General features: G+C 41.6%; 20 protein-coding genes. 16 read left to right on the top strand and 4 right to left on the bottom strand.

What is annotated here, in order from left to right; genetic code table 11:
• Window positions 1–134: 134 nt before the first annotated feature.
• Complete coding sequence (locus tag BUC20_RS20545; RefSeq protein ID WP_234994566.1) at window positions 135–2,612, bottom strand: mechanosensitive ion channel family protein; 2,478 nt, start codon at window positions 2,610–2,612, stop codon at window positions 135–137.
• 147 nt (window positions 2,613–2,759) lie between these two features.
• A complete protein-coding gene (locus tag BUC20_RS20550; RefSeq protein WP_159441137.1) occupies window positions 2,760–5,198 on the bottom strand; it encodes a TonB-dependent receptor in 2,439 nt (812 codons plus the stop codon).
• Window positions 5,199–5,559: 361 nt separating this feature from the next.
• Here BUC20_RS20550 and BUC20_RS20555 point away from each other — a divergent pair, with 361 nt between their 5' ends.
• The 15 genes from BUC20_RS20555 to BUC20_RS20630 all read left to right on the top strand — a co-directional run bounded on the left by BUC20_RS20555 (window position 5,560) and on the right by BUC20_RS20630 (window position 16,945).
• On the top strand, window positions 5,560–6,630 hold the full coding sequence (locus tag BUC20_RS20555) for a sensor histidine kinase (RefSeq protein WP_084529115.1): 1,071 nt from the start codon (window positions 5,560–5,562) through the stop codon (window positions 6,628–6,630).
• On the top strand, window positions 6,630–7,388 hold the full coding sequence (locus tag BUC20_RS20560) for a LytR/AlgR family response regulator transcription factor (protein ID WP_073232963.1): 759 nt from the start codon (window positions 6,630–6,632) through the stop codon (window positions 7,386–7,388). Before BUC20_RS20555 ends, BUC20_RS20560 begins: the two co-directional genes overlap by 1 nt.
• A 96-nt stretch (window positions 7,389–7,484) precedes the next feature.
• A complete protein-coding gene (locus tag BUC20_RS20565; protein WP_159441138.1) occupies window positions 7,485–8,675 on the top strand; it encodes a DUF418 domain-containing protein in 1,191 nt (396 codons plus the stop codon).
• A 23-nt stretch (window positions 8,676–8,698) separates the two neighbouring features.
• Window positions 8,699–9,325, top strand: a complete 627-nt coding sequence (locus tag BUC20_RS20570) for a GNAT family N-acetyltransferase (RefSeq protein WP_084529117.1) — start codon at window positions 8,699–8,701, stop codon at window positions 9,323–9,325.
• A gap of 1 nt (window position 9,326) precedes the next feature.
• Complete coding sequence (locus BUC20_RS20575) at window positions 9,327–9,920, top strand: GrpB family protein (RefSeq protein WP_073232966.1); 594 nt, start codon at window positions 9,327–9,329, stop codon at window positions 9,918–9,920.
• Window positions 9,921–9,922: 2 nt separating this feature from the next.
• Window positions 9,923–10,651 carry a class I SAM-dependent methyltransferase gene (locus BUC20_RS20580; RefSeq protein WP_073232967.1) on the top strand — a complete coding sequence of 243 codons (729 nt, stop codon included), beginning with the start codon at window positions 9,923–9,925 and terminating at the stop codon, window positions 10,649–10,651.
• Between the two features lie 17 nt (window positions 10,652–10,668).
• On the top strand, window positions 10,669–11,067 hold the full coding sequence (locus BUC20_RS20585; protein WP_073232968.1) for a cytidine deaminase family protein: 399 nt from the start codon (window positions 10,669–10,671) through the stop codon (window positions 11,065–11,067).
• A 41-nt stretch (window positions 11,068–11,108) separates the two neighbouring features.
• Entirely contained in the window at window positions 11,109–12,065 is a 957-nt protein-coding gene (locus BUC20_RS20590; RefSeq protein WP_073232969.1) for a helix-turn-helix domain-containing protein, read from the top strand.
• 433 nt (window positions 12,066–12,498) lie between these two features.
• A complete protein-coding gene (locus tag BUC20_RS20600) occupies window positions 12,499–12,819 on the top strand; it encodes a thioredoxin family protein (protein ID WP_262497432.1) in 321 nt (106 codons plus the stop codon).
• Window positions 12,820–12,847: 28 nt separating this feature from the next.
• Entirely contained in the window at window positions 12,848–13,138 is a 291-nt protein-coding gene (locus BUC20_RS20605) for a thioredoxin family protein (RefSeq protein ID WP_073232971.1), read from the top strand.
• A gap of 42 nt (window positions 13,139–13,180) precedes the next feature.
• Window positions 13,181–14,206 carry a thioredoxin-disulfide reductase gene (gene trxB, locus BUC20_RS20610; RefSeq protein ID WP_073232972.1) on the top strand — a complete coding sequence of 342 codons (1,026 nt, stop codon included), beginning with the start codon at window positions 13,181–13,183 and terminating at the stop codon, window positions 14,204–14,206.
• On the top strand, window positions 14,199–15,209 hold the full coding sequence (locus BUC20_RS20615) for an NAD(P)/FAD-dependent oxidoreductase (protein WP_073232973.1): 1,011 nt from the start codon (window positions 14,199–14,201) through the stop codon (window positions 15,207–15,209). Before trxB ends, BUC20_RS20615 begins: the two co-directional genes overlap by 8 nt.
• A gap of 5 nt (window positions 15,210–15,214) precedes the next feature.
• Window positions 15,215–15,715: a DUF2938 domain-containing protein gene (locus BUC20_RS20620; RefSeq protein WP_073232974.1), complete on the top strand. Its 501-nt coding sequence runs from the start codon at window positions 15,215–15,217 to the stop codon at window positions 15,713–15,715.
• Between the two features lie 46 nt (window positions 15,716–15,761).
• The gene (locus tag BUC20_RS20625; protein ID WP_073232975.1) at window positions 15,762–16,508 is read left to right on the top strand and encodes a class I SAM-dependent DNA methyltransferase; all 747 of its coding nucleotides are present in this window, start codon (window positions 15,762–15,764) and stop codon (window positions 16,506–16,508) included.
• Complete coding sequence (locus BUC20_RS20630; protein ID WP_073232976.1) at window positions 16,505–16,945, top strand: N-acetyltransferase; 441 nt, start codon at window positions 16,505–16,507, stop codon at window positions 16,943–16,945. Before BUC20_RS20625 ends, BUC20_RS20630 begins: the two co-directional genes overlap by 4 nt.
• 125 nt (window positions 16,946–17,070) lie before the next feature.
• Here BUC20_RS20630 and BUC20_RS20635 read toward each other — a convergent pair whose 3' ends face one another.
• Both BUC20_RS20635 and BUC20_RS20640 read right to left on the bottom strand, forming a co-directional pair.
• Window positions 17,071–17,652, bottom strand: a complete 582-nt coding sequence (locus BUC20_RS20635; protein WP_073232977.1) for a YdeI/OmpD-associated family protein — start codon at window positions 17,650–17,652, stop codon at window positions 17,071–17,073.
• A gap of 73 nt (window positions 17,653–17,725) precedes the next feature.
• The gene (locus BUC20_RS20640; RefSeq protein WP_073232978.1) at window positions 17,726–18,418 is read right to left on the bottom strand and encodes a helix-turn-helix transcriptional regulator; all 693 of its coding nucleotides are present in this window, start codon (window positions 18,416–18,418) and stop codon (window positions 17,726–17,728) included.
• Between the two features lie 192 nt (window positions 18,419–18,610).
• Between BUC20_RS20640 and BUC20_RS20645 the strand changes: the two genes are divergently transcribed.
• Window positions 18,611–19,570, top strand: a complete 960-nt coding sequence (locus BUC20_RS20645) for a Dyp-type peroxidase (protein WP_073232979.1) — start codon at window positions 18,611–18,613, stop codon at window positions 19,568–19,570.
• Window positions 19,571–19,600: the final 30 nt, after the last annotated feature.

A 19,600-nucleotide genomic window follows, 5' to 3' on the forward strand; every position in this document is an offset into this window, starting at 1 on the left:
GGCTTATCCTTCTTTGCAAAAGCAACTTTGTCCTTTTTATCAAACCCTAAAACAAATTTATGACCGGAAAGATCTTTGAATTTTGACATAGGCTAAAACTCAAGATTACAAAAAAGTTTTGAATTCTGCTGTTTTCAGTCAGACTTACCTGTCTGATCAAGATGGTAAAGGTGGATGTCCTGCTGAGGAAATGGGATGGCAATTCCATTGTCTTTAAAAGCAGCGACGATGGACATGATCAGGTCATTCCTGGTTGCAGAAGTGTCTCCGATATGTTTGGTCCAGAAATATACGCTCAGATCGATGGTACTCGTATTGAACTGCTCATAGTGCACCAGGGGTCCAGGATTTTTACTGATCCGTTCCTCATTGTTTAAAATATCGGTCAGCAATTGCCTGCATTTTTCGAGGTCTGCATCATATGCAATGCCTATTTTGATGGCTATTCTTTTGCGGTTTCCTCCCAGCGACCAGTTGATGAGGTGCGCGTTGAGTAAATCTCCATTCGGCATCACCACATCGGCACCATCCCAGTTAGAAATCACACTGCTACGGAAACCGATAGATTTCATCTTCCCCCCCTGCCCGTCGATCTCCACAATATCCCCTACATTCACAGGTTTTTCAAATGCAATGATCAGCCCGCTCACCAGGTTGTTCACCAGCGTCTGTAGTCCAAAACCAATGCCAACCCCCAATGCCCCCAACACAATCGTGATGCGGTCGACCGGGATTCCGGATGCTGCAACGGCTAAGAACAATCCGATACAGAGGATCGAGATCCGGACCAGCAATAACCAGCTTCCTATTCCCTGCCGTTCTGTTTTATCCTTACCAGAAGAAACATTCCGGTCTGATGCAAAAAAAGAAACGACCTTAGATACAATCACTGAAATGATCATGATCACGATGAAAAGCAGGAGATTGTTGATGCTAAACGTATAACTGCCCAGTGTACGTTCCTGACCAAAGAAATTTTGAAGTGGCTGGGATAAGTCATCAAATGAAGGAAAATTCCGGCCGAACAAGACCATCCAGCCCAGAATCAGTAACAGGTAAAATAACACCGGAGCTTTTTTACCTACCCTTTCGAAGTTGAGGTAAAAGAGCTTCTTGTCCTGTCCGGAGTATACATTAAAAGCAAGGAACAGCCCCTCATTGATGAGGCGTACCGTCCAAAGAAAAAGAATGGCAATGATCACGTTGAGGAAACCACTGATAAACAGTGTTTTTGAAAGATTATATCTGCCAAACAGATTTGCCAATGCTGATGCCAGTTCCAGGAAGACCATAAAAGCAATGGAATAGGTGATCCATTTTTCCTTCAGCTCTTCCCGATGTCCTTTTATGAGTGTGAGCAGCCCCATTATTCCACCCAGCAGGGAAATCACCAGCATAAACCACCTTTCCATCCTGGAGGCCTGCAATATCAGGTTTCCTGCTGCAGCAATCAGAAAGAAAACCACCATCATCCGCCATACCCACATCCAATACCGGCTTATATAGTCTTTAAAGATGATACTCAGACAAAAACAGGATATGGTCCAGAAGATCACATTCAAAATAAATGGGGGCGACAGAAAAAAGAATTGAAACAAGCTCGTGGCAAGCAGCATGGCAGAAAGCAATGGATACCTGAGCACGATCTGACCATCAAAATCTGTTTTCAGCAGGTTCGATTCTTTATAGATGCTTTTAAGCGAACGTAAATAAATAAAGGAAGTTGCAGTAAGCAGGATCAGTAAGAAGAGTTTGCCTGCATTATTTTCAGCGTAAAAGCTTAAGGTCAGTAATCCTTTCGTTTTCGAAAATTCCAGTATTTCTCCAAAAGGTCTGTAACTGCTTTGAGGTGCCCAAAGGTTGTTAAATTCTCTTTTGTAAGTATGGCTTGCCATCTCTTTCTGATAGCCATCGATTTCTTCTAAACTGCTTTGCAATTTAAAGACAGTCAGGTTGACCTGATTTAGCAAGGTCTGTATGTTATTGCTGGCCTGTTTAAGGGCTGAATCTATGGGTACAGTTTCATAAGCTACCAATTTGATCTTCTGCATGTATTTCATCAAAGTGGTCGAATCTTTAGGGAATTTGAACAATGCAGGTACACTTAAAAGGGAATCCAGCTGATAACGGAAATCATTCAGTTCCTGCTGGCGAACATCTAATTTCAGTTTTCTGGCATTCGCTTTATTGACGAGCTGGGCCAATATTTTTGAGGTAGCGGTGAGGTTACGGAAGGTTTGAGCAGTGCCTTTATTGGTAAAAACACCATCTCCTGCAATGGCATAATGTTCATCAATTTCTTTGATATCAATTTTGATACCGGGTGTATCCAGGTTGCCTTTGAGGTAAATCTTTGCCTTTTGCATGGTCCGCAAAATGCCGTCAAATGTTTTGATCTGAGCGATGGTTGCCTTATCTGCATCGAATTCTGCCCTGCTTTTCTCTGAAGAACGTTTTGCGAAGTCCTGCATCCTGGTTACAAAGTCCTGTCTGGAGCTGTCTTTGGTAACGGGCTTGTTCAGTGTATCTTTCTGCTGTGCATGCAGGCTGATGCAACTGAAAAGACAGGCACAGCAAAAAAGAAAGAAACCTGTTTTTTTAAGCGTCATCATTTGGCAAAGCATTAATACCCAATAATACGGAAAATTCAGGTTTGTTCTTTTGAAAATTAAAGAAACGCTGTAGATGTGATAGATCCCACATGCGCCTTCCCTTCCGTTAAGCGCATATGGGATCTAAAGAATAGGTAGGATCTGGAATTACTCAGAAGATCCTCCTGATTTACCCGGAGCTTTTGATTTTCCGCCAGGGAACCTGTTATTGTCGAAATGACCTTTTGGTTCTTCTTCCTTCTTATTTGTTTTTCCAAACTGCCAGTTTAAGCTCAGTTTAAAAATTCTGGAGTCGGACCGGGAGTCGATCTTGAAGACCTGATTGTGATTAGATACAATATCAGCCTTGAAAATTCCATTATAGAACAGATCGGATACAGAAAGTCCTACATTTAGTTTTTTGTTTAAGAATTTCCTGTTCATCCCAACGTTTACTTCTGCCATTGGTTTGTATTTAAAATTTGCATGAAGACCACCACTTTCATACCATCCAGATAGTTCCATGCTTAAATCCCATGGGAGTTTAAAGGAGTTGTAGGAATAAAAACCAAGGCTTTTGCCCTTTTCACTTACCACACTATTTTCTAAAGTGGCATTAAATTCGGTCGTATATGCATAAATACTCTGGTAATTTTCCCACCAGCTCACTCCCGGAACCGGGAAAGAAAGTGCTGCAGACCACTGGTTTTGTTTTCCTGTATTGATTGTCGTATAGTAAGACTGAAGGTTAGGCGTGGTGATGAAGCTGTAATAAATAGGATCCTTCAACGCGCTATACCCTACTGTCAGGTCTATAAATTTGAAAAATTGCTGACTCAGCTCCAGGTTGTTTGAAAACTGAGGCTTCAAATATGGATTACCTTTTTCTATGGTATAAGAATCCAGGTATCTGACCGCAGGATTTAACTTGTCGTACTCAGGTCGGTCTATTCTTCTGCTGTATCCTAAGGTAACGCTATAATCCTCATTTGGGCTATAGCCGATTTCGACATTCGGGAACAATGAAAAGTAGTTTTGACGGACCAGATTCTTACTGGAAGCGGAGTCTCCTTTGACATGGGTAAATTCCCCACGCAATCCTCCTTTGAAGTTCCACTTTTTGGTATTCATTTCAAAAAGTGCATATGCTGCCTGGATGGCTTCCTTGTATTGAAACTGATTTCCACGTGAAGGGTCAGGAGTCCAGCCCATATTTAAGTATTGTTCAGACTGCTGGCTGTTTCTGATTTTACTGAAACTGCTTTTAACCCCTGTTTCAAACTTCATGAAGTCTGCAATTTTATGGGTATAATCCGTTTTGAAGACGAATTTATCGATTTTGGAAGGATAGCTGTTTCTGTATCTCGTATATGATCCTGCCGGTTGTTGATACTCCATCCGCCTGATCTGATAGTCTTCCCGGTTGCCGGCATCCATAATCGTGGCTTGAAAGGACGATTTTAAGGTTTTATCCTCATCGAATTTATGCTGGTATTTCAGGATTCCATCCCAGTTTCTGAGCTTGGTCCGCAGGTCGTTCCTTTGAAGAACCAGGGCATCAGGACGGTAGTTTTTCTCAAAACTGGTGATCGTGTTCCCCAGTATAGGATTCTGAACATCGTTAAATGTGAAATTGAATCCTAAGGAATTTTTATCATCGAAGTTCCTTTCCAATCCGAATTTGAGAAGATGGCCTTTAGACTTTGATGGATTGACCTGCACTTGTCCCATTTGGGTGGGTTCTCCGGAAACTGTCGAAATTCTGAAAAGGCTATCTCTCTGCCAGCTGTGGTCGTAATCATAGGAATACAGAAAGTTCATGTCCCACTTATCATCTCCATAAGAAAGTGCCAGACTGTGATCTGTTTTATAATACCGTCCCTTACTGATACCGGAGGATAATGATCCGTTAAAACCCTTTTTCACTTTTTTGTTAAATACAAAATTGATCACTCCTGCATTTCCCGCAGCATCCATACTCGATGGGGGGCGGTTCATGACCTCAATCGTCTTTAAGGTTGTTCCGGGAGTAGATTTCAGTAAGCTTTTCAATTGATTACTTCCCATTTCCACAGGTTCTCCATCAATCATCACGACTACCCCTGCTTTGCCTTTGATTTTGATCTCCCCATCTTTATTGACGTTGACACCCGGAAGGCTTTTCAGCAGGTCAAATGCCGACTGGCTCTGGGCCAGCTGACTTTGTTCAACATTCATGGTTGTTTTTCCGCCCTTTATCGCGAGTGCCTGTTTTCTGGCCACAATTTCTACTTCAGACAAAACGGTCTGATCAGGTTCCAGTTTTAGAACCAGGTCGTGTATAGGTTCTTTCCGGAACTCAAGCTGACGGTACAGTTTTTTATAATTCAGGTAAGAAACCTCCATCATATACTTTCCGAAGGCCGCTTTGTTAAATGAGAACCTGCCCTCTCCGTCTGTGATGATGTGTTGTTTATTTACAGAATCGGCCAGATGGATTAAAACGACAGTAGCGCCGGGCAATCCCAGATTGAGTTCATCAACGACCTTTCCGCTGATGGGCTTTTGAGCAAATACATTTATAGTGCTCCATAAAAAGATAATAATAAATAGATTTAAGGTACGCATGTTCATAATTTAAAATGATGGTCAAAACTAAGAGGGCCATGATAATTACAGGGTGATAAATTGACTGAACTCTCTCAATTTTATCTTGAAACGTAATTCCTGACCACTGAACAGTAGCCTCTTGCAAAATCTTTGAGTACAGAGATATGGAAGCGATTGAAAAGGAGTTTAGGTTATTTCAGGAATAATTTCGGTCAGTTCAGTACCTAACTTGAGGTCTCATGAAGAAGTTTAGCCTAAATTTGAGGCATCAATAAATTACCGGAGCTTAGCATTCAGCAGGAATAAAGGACCGGGACGAATAAAGAATTAGGAAAGCACTCTATTAAAGAGTCAGATCAGTACGAATAAAAGGACGAGAATGAAGTCAACAAACAAGAGTTGGGTATTTAAATTATTAATGAGTTTCATCATTTCCTGTGGTCTGGTGCTTTCCCTTATTTTTATCAATCCCATCAGCGAGCTACAAAGTATCATTACGCTCGAGTTCAGCATGGAAGCGTTCCTGGAAATCATCTGGTTTCTCCTGATAGGATGGACGATCATGGAACTTAGTTTACTCATTTACAGAGTGATGGAAAGATTTATTCCATGGGAAACTTCTACCAGAAAAAGATTCATTACTCAGCTGATCGTTCAGTGCATTTCTATCTCCTCTATATTAGCCGTTTTTATTTACTGTACAAATTTCATCTTCTACGAAGATTCTGAAGCTTTCGATGACGACCTCGTTGGTTTCAGACAGCTTCTTTTTATCATCATCATTTTATCACTGGTCATTACCACCATTCATTCGGGGAATTACCTGATCAGGAAATGGAAAGATTCGATATTAGAAACCTCCACCCTAAAACAGGTGGTGCTGGAATCTCAGCTTCAGTCATTAAAGCTGCAACTGGATCCACATTTTCTATTTAACAATTTCAGCACCTTATCCAGTCTGATTTCAGAAGACCCGGATAAGGCTCAGGATTTTCTGGAAAGCTTGTCGCAGGTACACCGGTATATGCTTTTTAATCTCGACAAAAATGTGGTCTCACTTGAAAGTGAATTGGAATTTATAGCTTCTTATATCTACCTGATCAAGATACGTTTCAGAAATAACCTGGATATTGTTATCGATGACATTGCGGATTCAGCTCATAGGGGAATCCCTCCTATTGCGCTTCAGATCTTAATAGAAAACGCGGTTAAACACAATATTGCTTCTAAAAGCCATCCTTTAAAAATACACATATCGGCAGAGGATGATACGATCATTGTAAGCAATAACCTCCAAAAGCTGCCTAATCTACATTATTCGAGTAAGATTGGCCTTCGGAATATCATTGACCGCTATGCACTGCTTTCAGACAAAAAGCTTTTGATCCTGGAAACAGCCGAAGAATTTATTGTAAAACTACCATTACTGGATTTAAATACTAAAATATAATGAGGGTATTGATTATTGAAGATGAGATCCACAATTCTCAGCGTTTAGCTAAAATTTTACAGGAAGTAGAGCCAGGAGTGCAGATTCTGGCCATTCTGGAGGGTGTGGAGGATACGGTAAACTGGCTCGAAGAGCATGAGGACCCGGATCTTATTTTTATGGATGTCCGTCTAACCGATGGCTTATCCTTCGATATATTTACGAAAACCGAGGTCAAATGCCCTATTATATTTACCTCTGCATTTGATCAGTATGCCTTGCGGGCATTTAAGGTTAACAGTGTAGATTATCTGTTAAAACCCGTGAACAAAAATGAGCTGCAGCAGAGCATAGATAAGTTTAAGGCCAGTCTTAAAATGCCTTTTATGCCTTCTACCCTGAATGACATTTCGGCGATTCTGACACAGCAAAAAAAGAACTACCGGTCCAGGTTTCTATTGCCTATAAAAGACTCCTATCTCGCCTTGTCTGTTGATGAGATCAGTTATTTTGTAACAGAATACAGGGTTACAAAAGCAGTTGTTAAAAACGACAATGAGTATGTGATCCCATTTACGCTGGAAGAGCTGGAAGAGCAACTGGACCCGGATATATTTTTCAGGGTGAGCAGGCAATACCTGATCAGTAGCCAGTCTATCTCAAAAATACATAATTTCTTTAACGGGAAACTTACCCTTGTTCTTAAGCCCGAGACTCCCGAAAAGCTGGTCGTGAGCAGAGACAGATCAAGGCTTCTAAAAAAATGGCTGGATAGATAAAACTTTCTTCAGGGCTTACAAAAAAGGTGCTGCGCAGAGCGGCAGGGGACTGCTATGCAAAAAAAAGGAGGTTATCTAATTAATTACGAAAAAAAAATGAAAAATCAATCTACATCTCCCCCGGCAAATGCCGGACAAAGAATACACGAAATAGACATTATACGGGGCATGGCATTATGGGGAATCCTGATTGTAAATATGGCCCTGTTTTCCTTTCCTGCATTACATATGGACCAATCTGATTTCTGGCATGGAAACTTAGATCAATGGACCATTAAGCTCATCCATTTTTTTGGAGAAGGGAAATTCATTTCTGTTTTTTCTTTTCTCTTCGGACTTGGGTTTAGCATTTTCATGAAGCGTGCAGAAATGAAAACGGATAGCCCTAAAAAGCTTTTTTCCCGGCGGCTGTTTATTTTACTCCTGATTGGATTGCTTCATGGATATTTTATCTGGTACGGCGATGTCCTTTTGTTTTATAGTGTACTTGGCTTTATGCTCATGTTTTTCTGGAATTCCACTCCGCAACGCCTGCTTACCTGGGCATTTTATCTGCTGATCATTCCAGTGTCTATATTTATCGTCGGAGGTCTGATATTTGGGAGTTCATTTTTTGCAGAAGATCCGGGTGTTCTCCTCCAAAAAAAAGAAATGGCATGGAATGCGATAGCGGTTTATCAGAAAGGAGATTTGTCTGGCATTTTTCAACAGAATCTTCTGGATTTAAGGGACACACGACTTGGATACCTGTCTATCGCCCCTCAGATTTTCGCGATGTTCCTATTGGGAGCATATGCCGGAGTAAGAAAAATTTTTGACAACTTAAAAGAACACGAATCACTGATCCGCAATGTTCAGGTTGGTGCATTAATTATCGGACTTCCGATTGGCATTGCCAGTACTCTGTATCTTAATGCCCCTACAAACAGTTTGTCTTTTAATCTGATGCAGGTGGCCGGAACTTATATTGCCGGCCCGACGATCGGGATTTTTTACATCTGTTCCATCATCCTGTTGCTCAGAAAAGAGACCTGGAAAATAATTTTGAAGCCATTTACGGCAGTAGGCAAGATGGCTGCCACAAATTACCTCCTGCAATCCCTGATCTGTCTGTTCCTGTTTTCCGGTTTTGGATTCGCCTTGTATTCAAAGGTCAGCCCCTTTTATACATTTCTGATTTCTATTGCCATTATCGGCTTTCAGATTCTGCTGAGTAACCTATGGTTAAAACACTTTAAATATGGGCCTGTGGAGTGGATCTGGAGGTACCTGACTTATAAAAACTGATCACAATAATTTACTCCTGATGTATGAATATTTATAGAACCCTACCCTCGGAATTTATAATGGAGGCCAGCGAACTCTTTTCGGATGCTTTTGAAGATAAATTCCGTTATTTCTTTGGATCCAGGTCTGCAATACAACAAATGATGTCCTCGTTAATCAATAAGGAGCAGGTGATTGCTGTTGTTTCAGATAAAAATGAGCTGGTAGGCATCGCTGGCTACAGCTATAAGGAAAGACATATGATGGTGCTGGATACGAAAGCAATGCTGAAGCAATACGGACTGATCAAGGGCTTGTACAAGATTCTGCAATTGGGAATTTACTTCCCAAATGAAGTACCTTTGACCTATATTTATGTTGATGCCATCACCGTGAAGGCAGAATACCGGGGAAAAGGAATCAGCCGCCTGTTGTTTCATGAACTTGAAAAAGTGGCTTTCGAAAATGGGTTAACACATTTACAACTGGATGTTTCTGTTGACAATAAGCAGGCAATTAACGCCTATAAAAACATAGGTTTCCGTGAAGTGACATCTAAAACGTTTAGTCAGGGTACTGCCCGGAGGATTGGGATCCGCCGGGCGAGCAGGATGCTTAAAATCCTGAATCATTACCTTTTAGATCCGCTATGGATGCCAAAGAAATTTTAATATGAAGATTACATTTGAAAAACACAACCCATTATGGGAACAAGCTTTCGGGCATATTGAAAAAGAACTGGTAAACGTGCTTGGTTTTCTGAACCCCCGGATTGAGCATATTGGCAGCACATCGGTGAATGGTTTATCCGCTAAGCCAATCCTGGACATCATGATCGGTCTTAAGCGCGCTGCTGATCTCGATCTTTGTCCGCCATCGCTGATGGAAAAAGATTATGTCTATTATGAAAATTACAACCTGGATATGCCCTACCGCAGGTTCTTTGTAAAGCTGAAGGATTCCCCACAAAGTTTATCCTTACCCGTTCATATCAAACCCGGCGATATGATTCCTAAAGAACTACATAACCATACCCTCCGTTTAGCCCATATCCATATATTGCCATTGAATTCCGAACACTGGATACGTCATATCGCGTTCCGTGATTACCTTCGTACTCATCCTGAAGTCAGGGCCGGATATCAGCAACTGAAAGAAGAGTTAAGTCTGCAGGAATGGAAAGATGGAAATGAATACAATGACGCAAAGGATTCATTTATAAAAAGAGAAGAGCAAAAAGCCGTAAAATGGTATAATCAATTATAGCAATGAAACAGAATATTTATGACCACCCCGTATTCTTTGAAAAATATAAAGACCTTCGGGATAATGATAAGGGGCTCAATGAACTGATCGAACAACCGGTAATCAGGAAACTGATTAAAAATCCGGCTGGGTCAAATGTTTTAGACATTGGTTGCGGACTTGGACAACAACTCGCCTATATACTGACGAAATCACCGGGGAGTGTGACTGGTGTAGACATTTCAAGAAAAATGCTGGATGAGCTCAAAAGAAGAATACCTGCCGACCGTGTCGAACTGGTCTGTTCGGCCGTTGAAGATTACGCCATCAGGGAAAACCATTTCGATCTGATCCTCAGCTCCATGACCTTACATTATGTCGAGGATTTACCCGGATTATTTGATCGCATTTACAAGGGCCTTAAGACGGGTGGACAATTTATATTCTCCATTGAGCATCCGGTCTGCACTGCCTTAATGAAAGGATGGATCACGACAGAGGGAACAAAAGTATGGCCGGTGGCTGGTTATGCAAACGAAGGAATAAGACATCAGAACTGGTTTCTGGAAGGTGTGGTAAAATACCATCGGAAATTAAGCACAATAGTTAGGGATTTAATGGCAGTGGGTTTTCAAATAGACCATATGGAAGAGCCGGTACCGACTGCGGCAGTATTGTCGGGAAGACCAGACCTTGAGCAGCATCTGGACAGGCCTCCGATTTTAATCATCAGTGTATCCAGGAAACCATAACACAAATTAAACACGATATGGAAAGCTTAAACTTAAAACAAACCGCACAGAAATATGCCGGCTCCAGAAAGCTGAATGATTTCATTGAATATGGTGGTGTTGCCGCAGCTATTGAGACCGTTGACGGAAATATTTATACCGGGATCAGTATTGATACGGCCTGTTCCATGGGATTTTGTGCAGAGCATAGTGCCGTAGCAGAAATGTTGAAAAACGGGGAAAGCAAGATCAGGTCTATGGTAGCGGTGAATGAAAATGGAAATGCCGTTCCTCCCTGCGGAAGGTGCCGGGAATTGATCAGCCAACTGTCAAAAGAAAACTTAAGGGCAACCGTTGAGGTTAAAGATGGTGTAATTTTGACCTTGGCCGAGCTCCTGCCCTACGACTGGAAAGAGGACCTCGGAAGCGCCTGGTAAAACCTTTATCCATCAAATCTTCATGATCTAATTCTACAAAAATGAGTACTTCTTCAAAGATTAAAGAAATAAATACGGTACAGGAATTCAAAGAGTTTTACCTTCAGGATGCTCAGTATTCCTATTGTACGGAATGTAATCATCTGGAATATTCGCATGGAGAAGGTTTCCTTGAAATCATTGCTTTAGAGGATCTGCAGAAACTGCATAGCCGGCATATCGGTCATCAGTCCCGTAGAAAATTTTACAGCATTGTTCTTTTGTCTGAGGGAGAAGTTGAAGAAGTCATCGGGCATCAGAAGTATCATTTCGGTCCGAAAAGCATGTATTTTGTTCCTGAAAATCAGCTCCATTCCATTGAATCATGGAGCGAAGATCTAAAAGGAATCCTCTGTATGTTTGATGCAGACTATTTTCTCCTTTGCCTCAAACATCAGATCAAACTTAACCAGTTTCCTTTTTTTCAGCTGGATAAGGTACCCTACGTGAATTTATCAGAAAGAGAAACGCAGATGATGCAGCATCTGTTCTGGAAACTGAACAGTGAAAATTGCCAGAAGAGCACCTTTAATGACGATTTACTCGTCAGAATGTTTCTCAATATCATCCTGCTCGAAGCTGAACGTATTTATAACCACAAGGTTGTTGATCAAGCTTTCAGCCTCAGCCGGAAAGAGCAATTGGTAGCACAGTTTCAGCTCCTGGTGAACCAGCACTTTCTGGAGAAAAAACAGGTAAATGAGTATGCCGGAATTTTGTGTGTGCACCCGCATTACCTGAATGATATGGTAAAAGAAGTTTCGGGTTTTTCTGCAAGTTATTTCATTCAAAAACAGTTGATACAGGAGGCAAAGTCACGTTTGATGCAGACCAACCAGACTGTTTCCATGATTGCTACGGACCTCAATTTCACGGATGATTCTTATTTTGGCCGTTTTTTCAAAAAGATTACCGGCTTAACTCCCCTGCAGTATAGAAAAAAACATAAACATCAGTAAGGTATATGCCTTTGTTTTCACAGCCTGTAATTGATTTCTGGCAGGAACCGTTGCGCAATGGGACACTGCTCTACAAAGATGATGATTTTACGCTGGTTAGCCATGGGAGGATGCTCAGATTGCTGATCTGTGGATCTTAACCTTAGCCCCGTTCAGGGGAATGGGGCATGCCCGAAAACTGGTACGTTCCATTTGCAAATCTCCTTTCGAACAAGGTTATGAACCACAGTACCGTTGTCAAAGGGATAATCTGGCTTCCATTTCTCTGGCTAAAGCAGCCGGATTAACCTTATTCGGGAGCTGGAAAGTTATTTCTTCTGATTCCCGGGCCTGAGCTTTACATTGCCATGATAAAGAACAGGTGATCACCTGTGATATGTGCCAGTTTCCCTCCTATAAGTGTTAGCCTGGCATTCCAAATCCGGATAATTTTGTGCTATCAAATTTAAGAATCATGACGAATTCAGCACAACACATTCCCGAAACCGGATCATTAACACTTTTGCAATTCTATGCAGACTGGTGCCAGCCTTGTAAAATGATGATGCCAATTGTAGCCTCCATAATGAAAAAAGACTATGAATGGTTGACTATTCTTCAGGTAGATGTTGACCAGGAGCAGGCTATGGCCAGCCAGTATAACGTCAGGTCGATCCCCACATTTGTGGTATTGAAAGAGAACCAGGAGGTATGGAGAAATTCAGGCATGCTGTCCGAACGTTCGCTAACTGAAGAATTGACCTCATTAAGATAAAATCAAACCATATCTCATCTCATCACAAATGAATATTTTCAACAATCTTGAAAAACCAGTCCTGCTTCAATTTTCGGCTACATGGTGTGGACCTTGCAGGGCTTTAACTCCGGTTATCGATCAGGTAGAAATAAAAATGACCGAACATGCGGATGTCAAAAGAATAGACATTGATAAACAGGCACAAATAGCCAGCGATTTCTCCATCAGAGCAGTCCCTACATTGGTACTTCTGGACAAAAACGGAGAAATTTTCTGGAGACATACCGGCCTGATATCTGAAAAAGATATTATCCAGCAAATAGAAAATCTTAAATAACCATTCTGAAGAAGAATTGTGCCTTATTAAAATAAAAAATCGATGGAAAAAAGAAAATGTTTAATTATAGGGTCTGGTCCGGCAGGTTACACTGCAGCGATCTATGCTTCCAGATCAGGGCTTAATCCTGTTTTATTTGCCGGCCTTCAGATTGGGGGCCAATTGATCACTACCGGAGAGGTAGATAATTTCCCGGGATATGCGGATGGTGTCCGGGGCATACAGATGATGGAAGATCTTAAGCAGCAATCAGAAAGGTTCGGAACAGAAATAAGAAACAGTGAGGTCATCCATATCGATTTTAATGAACGGCCATTTAAGGTGACCACCGGCAGCGGTGAGCGGCTCTTATCAGAAACCATTATCATAGCGACCGGTGCTTCTGCAAAATGGCTTGGCCTGGCCTCTGAAGCACAATATTATGGTGCCGGGGTATCTGCCTGTGCCACTTGTGATGGTTACTTTTATAAAGATAAAGATGTGGTGGTGGTTGGTGGTGGTGATACGGCTATAGAAGAGGCTACCTTTTTATCCCATCTGGTTAGAAAAGTATACCTGCTGGTTAGAAAAGACACCTTTAAAGCTTCAAAAATCATGCAGGACCGCTTAGCACATATTGACAATGTTGATGTGTTATTCAATACCGAGCTTAGCGAGATTCTTGGGGATGACCATGGCGTAAATGGAGCCAAAATATACAATAAGAAGAGAGATAAGGAGGAGACATTGGTTGTACAAGGCATATTTATCGCCATAGGGCATACCCCGAATACAAAGATTTTTGAAGCAGATCTTTCTCTGGATAACAATGGCTATATCAAGACCATTCCTGGTTCTGCAAAGACCAATATTCCAGGTGTATTTGCCTGCGGAGATGTGCAGGATAGTGAATACAGACAGGCCGTTACCGCAGCTGGTTCCGGATGTATGGCTGCAATGGATGCCGAGCGTTACCTCTCTTCCAGGCTTCAGAAAAACGGTATTTTCTGTGTGGAATCCAATATCAACATCTCGACTGTGATCACTAAAAACGGAATCAATTGCATAGAGAATTACATCAATGATTAACAGAAGAAAATTTATCGTACAAAGTGCATTGTTATCCTCTGCACTGGCAATTCCCGGAAGCCTGATGTCTTTTGCAGCATTTGATCAGGACAATGCCCCACAGGTTTTTGATGTCATTATTGTTGGCGGCAGTTATTCAGGTCTTTCTGCAGCGATGGCCTTAGGACGTTCTTTAAGGAAGGTGCTGATCATTGACAGTGGATTGCCCTGCAACAGACAGACCCCACATTCTCATAACTTTATTACTCAGGATGGTAAGAAACCAAAAGACATTTCCAGCAATGCTAAGCAGCAGGTATTGAACTATGATACCGTATCCTTCCACGAAGATATTGCCTTAAAAATGCAGAAAAAAGGGGATCTGTTTGAGCTCAGCACCGCTTCAGGAAAGGTCCTTCTGGCAAAAAAAGTATTATTTGCAACAGGCTTAAAAGACATTATGCCCCCTATTCCGGGATTTTCCGACTGTTGGGGAATATCGATCTTACATTGCCCATATTGCCACGGGTATGAAGTTAAAGGACAGCAGACGGGTATTTTAGGCAATGGCAATGTGGCCTTTCACTATGCCCAGCTGGTATCAAACCTGACAAATAAGCTTTCCATTTTTACGGATGGCCCGGCTAATTTCAGTTCTGATCAACAGCAGTTGCTCCGGAAGAACAACATCAGGGTGGTAGAACAAAAGATAAAATCGCTGGTGCACCAGGGCGGTAAGCTTTCCGGTATCCTGGGACAAGATGATTCAACCCATTCGTTAACGGCCCTGTATGCAAGACCGGCTTTTGAACAACACTGTAAAATTCCGGTAGAATTGGGTGCCGGGCTCACCGAACAGGGATTACTAAAACTTGATAGTGTACAGCAAACCACGATTCCCGGACTGTATGCCTGTGGTGACAATTCTGCTTTCCGTTCTGTTGCGACAGCAGTTTCGACCGGATCACAGGCTGGATCTGCCATCAATATGGCACTATCAACCGAAATATTTAATTTAAGATAATACAAATGAATACCTATTTAGAACTCGTTATTTTTTCATTGATCATTGGCGTAGGCGCGACCATAGTCATGGACATTTATGCGGTCATCATCAAACGTTTTTTTAACATTGCTTCTCTGGATTACAGAATCGTAGGCCGCTGGATCGGACATTTTAAGAACGGTGTATTTTCCCATAAGAACATCTTACAGACCGCTCCAATTAAAAACGAGCGGGCGCTTGGATGGTTAGCACATTACCTTATCGGCATTTCTTTTGCCTTTTTACTGTTACTCATTTGGGGTACAGGCTATGCATACCAACCCACTTTCTGGCCTGCCATTACCATTGGTCTTTTAACGACCATCGCCCCCTGGTTTATGATGCAACCAGCATTTGGGTTTGGTATTGCCGCTTCCAAAACACCTAATCCGGCACTCGCAAGATTCAGAAGTCTGAAAGCGCACGCGATATATGGAATAGGATTATATTTGGCTGCGCTATTGCTCAGCATTGCTCTTTCTTAATAGAAACCAGGCATGCCTGGGATGATGAAAGGATAAAAAAATAAAAATGCAAACAGATCAATTATATCGGGATTCAAACCTGACCACCTTTTACGATTTTGACAATACCTGGTCTGAAGATTATGACCAATATCTAAAGCTTGCTGAAGAAGCCAGGACCGTACTCGATCTTGGTTGTGGTACAGGGACTTTGTCTGCTGCTTTGTGCCGGAATAATAAAGAAGTCGTTGGCGTTGATTATTCTGAAGAGATGCTTGCGATTGCTAAAACCAAGACCAATGAGGTGAAATGGGTACAGGGAGATGCCAGAACTTTAGACTTAGGCCAGAAATTTGACCTGATTATTTTATCCGGACATGTATTTCAGGTTTTCCTGAATGCCGAAGATAGAAAAGCAGTTTTGCTGACCATCAAAAGGCATTTAAATGAGCATGGGGTATTCATTTTTGATTCCAGAAACCCTGTTCCAAAAGAATGGGAATCCTGGACTAAGGAGCAATCTTTAAGGACATTTATTCATCCGTTTTTCGGGAAAGTAATTGGTTGGAATACCTTCCGGCTAGAAAAGGAAGTGGTGATTTATGGCACATTCTATGATGTTTTAGCTTCCGGAACCATTTACAATGCCTATTCCGGAATAACTTTCCCGACTTATGAAGAAATTTCTAGGTTGATCCGGGAATCGGGTCTGAAACAGAACCATCTTTTTGGAAGCTGGAAAATGGATAACTTTGTAAGTAATAGTCCTGAGATGATTTTTGTAGGGAGTTTAATTAAAGAATTTGAAATATGATCAGAGATTTTGAGCAAGGAGACATGGATCAAGTAGTCCAAATCTGGTTGGACGCTTCCATAATTGCCCATGATTTCATCCCTGAGGCTTACTGGAAAGGGAAGTCGGAGGAAATGAGGGAGCTTTACCTTCCTAACAGCAAAACATTTGTATATGAAAATGAAGATGCAGCGCTCCTTGCGTTTATTTCCATGAAAGATCATTATATCGCAGCACTTTTTGTTGCTCCGTTTGAACAAGGTAAAGGAATAGGTAAACAAATGCTCGATTTTGTGAAGCAATTGTACCAAAACCTGGAACTTGATGTGTATACGGAAAACCTGAATTCGGTAGCATTTTATAAGAAGCATGGCTTTATCATTCAGGAAGAAGGTATGGAAGAAGGCACTGGTCATAAAGAATATAAGATGTCGTATCACTCAGAAGAAATTCAATAAAATTGAAGAACCGGAACTCCCCTGCTAAAGCATATGAAGCTATCGGAGAGGTAAAGAATGCCATCGTTATCAGCAATTATCAAATTGCTATAATGCTGATGATTAGTGACAGATCTCATCTTTTATCAGCTAAACTGTTTCGGTTTCAGGTGTTGGGCGGCAAGTCCGACAATTTCGGCGATTCTTTTTTCTCTGGTTTCGGGGCGTTTGGCAAGGACAAGCCATTGTAAGATACTTTTTCTTACCGACTTACTTAAACTCAGAAAATATGCATTTGCAATCTGGTTGGCTTCGAGCGATTTGGTCAGGTCTTCTGGTATTTTCAACGCTTCCACCTCATCTAAAATGATCCAGGAACCATTTAGTTTTGCAGTTTCAATACGGTTTAAACCGGCTTTAGTCATCAACCCTTTCTCCATTAATTGCTGCACCTTTTCCTTATTCACTTTTGACCATACACTATTCGGCTTCCGCTTGCAAAAGAACTGCGTAAACCGCTCCTCATCAAGTGATTTTCTGGTACTGTCTATCCAGCCAAAGCAAAGCGCTTCATCAACCGCATCGCTATAAGTTATTGTTGGAATATTGAACCGCTTTTTATAATAGATCAGCCAAACCGATTGCTTTGAATCATGGTGTTCTTTTAACCAATTTCTCCAATCTTCCTGGCTTGCCGGACAAAATGTTTCTATATCTTCTTTTTGCATGCCACAAATGTAAACCTACCTGGTGACAACCTTATGTCAAGGGTTAAGGATAGCTCGTTAATTAATGCAGGCACTAACGGGACCTGTCGAAAAACTCCTGGAGCGTCAGTTTATGAGGTTCGAACTTTTCGCTGAGCATTTCCATTTTTTTTATCCTGTCCAGACGAAAATACCTGAACTCCTTTCGCAACCGGCACCAGGCCACCAGAAGCCAGTTTTCCTGTGTACTAAGTAAGGCAAAAGGTTCGATCAGCCTCGTTGTCGTTTCGCTGGCTTCATTGCTGTATTCAATTTTTATCAGATAAAAATTAGTGAGTGCAAACTGTAAATCAGACAAGTTGCTGGTATTTTTTTCCCTGCTCATGTTCTGACTAAACCGGGTTCTTTGAGAAAGCAGGTTTGCTTTGTCCTTTACAGTATGACCTAATACAGCTTTGATTTTCTCAATCGCTTCCACATAATTTCTGATGAAAGAAGTGTCTTTGTTTTTTAGCACCAATTGCTCGGCAAGGATTAAAGCATTGGCCTGGTTCTCCGTAAACATCACCGGGGGAATTTTATACCCTTCCATCAAAGTGTAGCCTTTTCCATCTTCGGTCAGGATTGGCACCCCCGCCTGTTCGAGTGCTTTTATATCCCTGTAAATTGTCCGGCTGCTGACCGAAAATTTATTCGCCAGCTCTGGTGCTGTCAAAAGTCGTTTCGTTTGGAATTGGATTAAAATTGCGGTCAGCCTTGAAAGCCGTGTGGTATCGTTATCATTCATACATCCCATTTAATCTGGCAACCACTAAGATAATGAAATTGATACATCCCGGTCATTCAAAAAAATCATCAGGTACAAGGCGAAACTAATAAATAATTAATTTTCACAGGAGTCTTCAGCAATTTATTCATTTTTGCAATTGAGGACGAAAATTCCAATAGGTGGAAGATTTCTGTTCATGAATCTGAGGATATGAAAAAAGCAATAGTACAGGAATCACAAAATGTGACTGACTACCCGAATAACAACACCATTTTCGCTGTCTGGAAGTTTAAGCATGCCATAGAAATCAAGCCTGCGTTCGAAAAACTTTGCAGCCTGGTGGCCAATCTGAACCATTCCTATGCGGTGCGTATTCCGGATGGGCGGGTAAGTTGTGTAATGGGTATTGGCCATGATGCCTGGGTTCAACTTTCATTACCAACGCCACTTCCTAAAGAACTGAAAAATTTTGAGGCCATCTGCGGATCAAAGCATACCGCAATTGCGACTCCCGGAGACCTGCATTTTCATTTGCGCGGGACCGATATGTCTGTTTGTTTTGATATGATCAGCGCCATCGCAGAAGTATTACAGCCTGTAGCCGATTGTCTGGAAGAAGTACATGGGTTCAGGTATTGGGATGGACGATCTATACTTGGTTTTGTAGATGGTACAGAAAATCCTACAGGTGAGCAGCGACAGTTTTTCGCCACTGTTGGTGATGAAGATCCGGACCATAAAGGAGGAAGCTATCTTTTTGTACAAAAATACCTGCACAACATGGGGAATTGGGCAAAGTTGCCTGTTGAAGAACAGGAAAAAGTGATCGGACGATATAAGTCAAGTGACATTGAGATGCCGGATGAGGTAAAGCCCGATAATTCCCACAGTGCATTGGCTAATATAGAAGATGAAGAAGGCAATGAACTCAAGATCGTAAGAGACAATATGCCCTTCGGAAATCCTGCTAAAAATGAAGTTGGCACCTACTTTATCGCCTATGCGAATACCTTCAGTACGACACATAAAATGCTGGAACGAATGTTTATCGGAGCTCCGGCAGGAAATTATGACAGGATACTGGATTTCAGTACCGCACATACAGGAAGTTTGTTCTTTGCGCCGTCAGTGAACATTTTAAAAGAATATACAGCAGATACCGACTCCTGAGCATGCTGTTTTTAACGTTTGTAAATCTAA

The sequence above is a fragment of the Pedobacter caeni genome (assembly GCF_900129215.1).
Taxonomy (GTDB): Bacteria; Bacteroidota; Bacteroidia; order Sphingobacteriales; family Sphingobacteriaceae; genus Pedobacter; species Pedobacter caeni.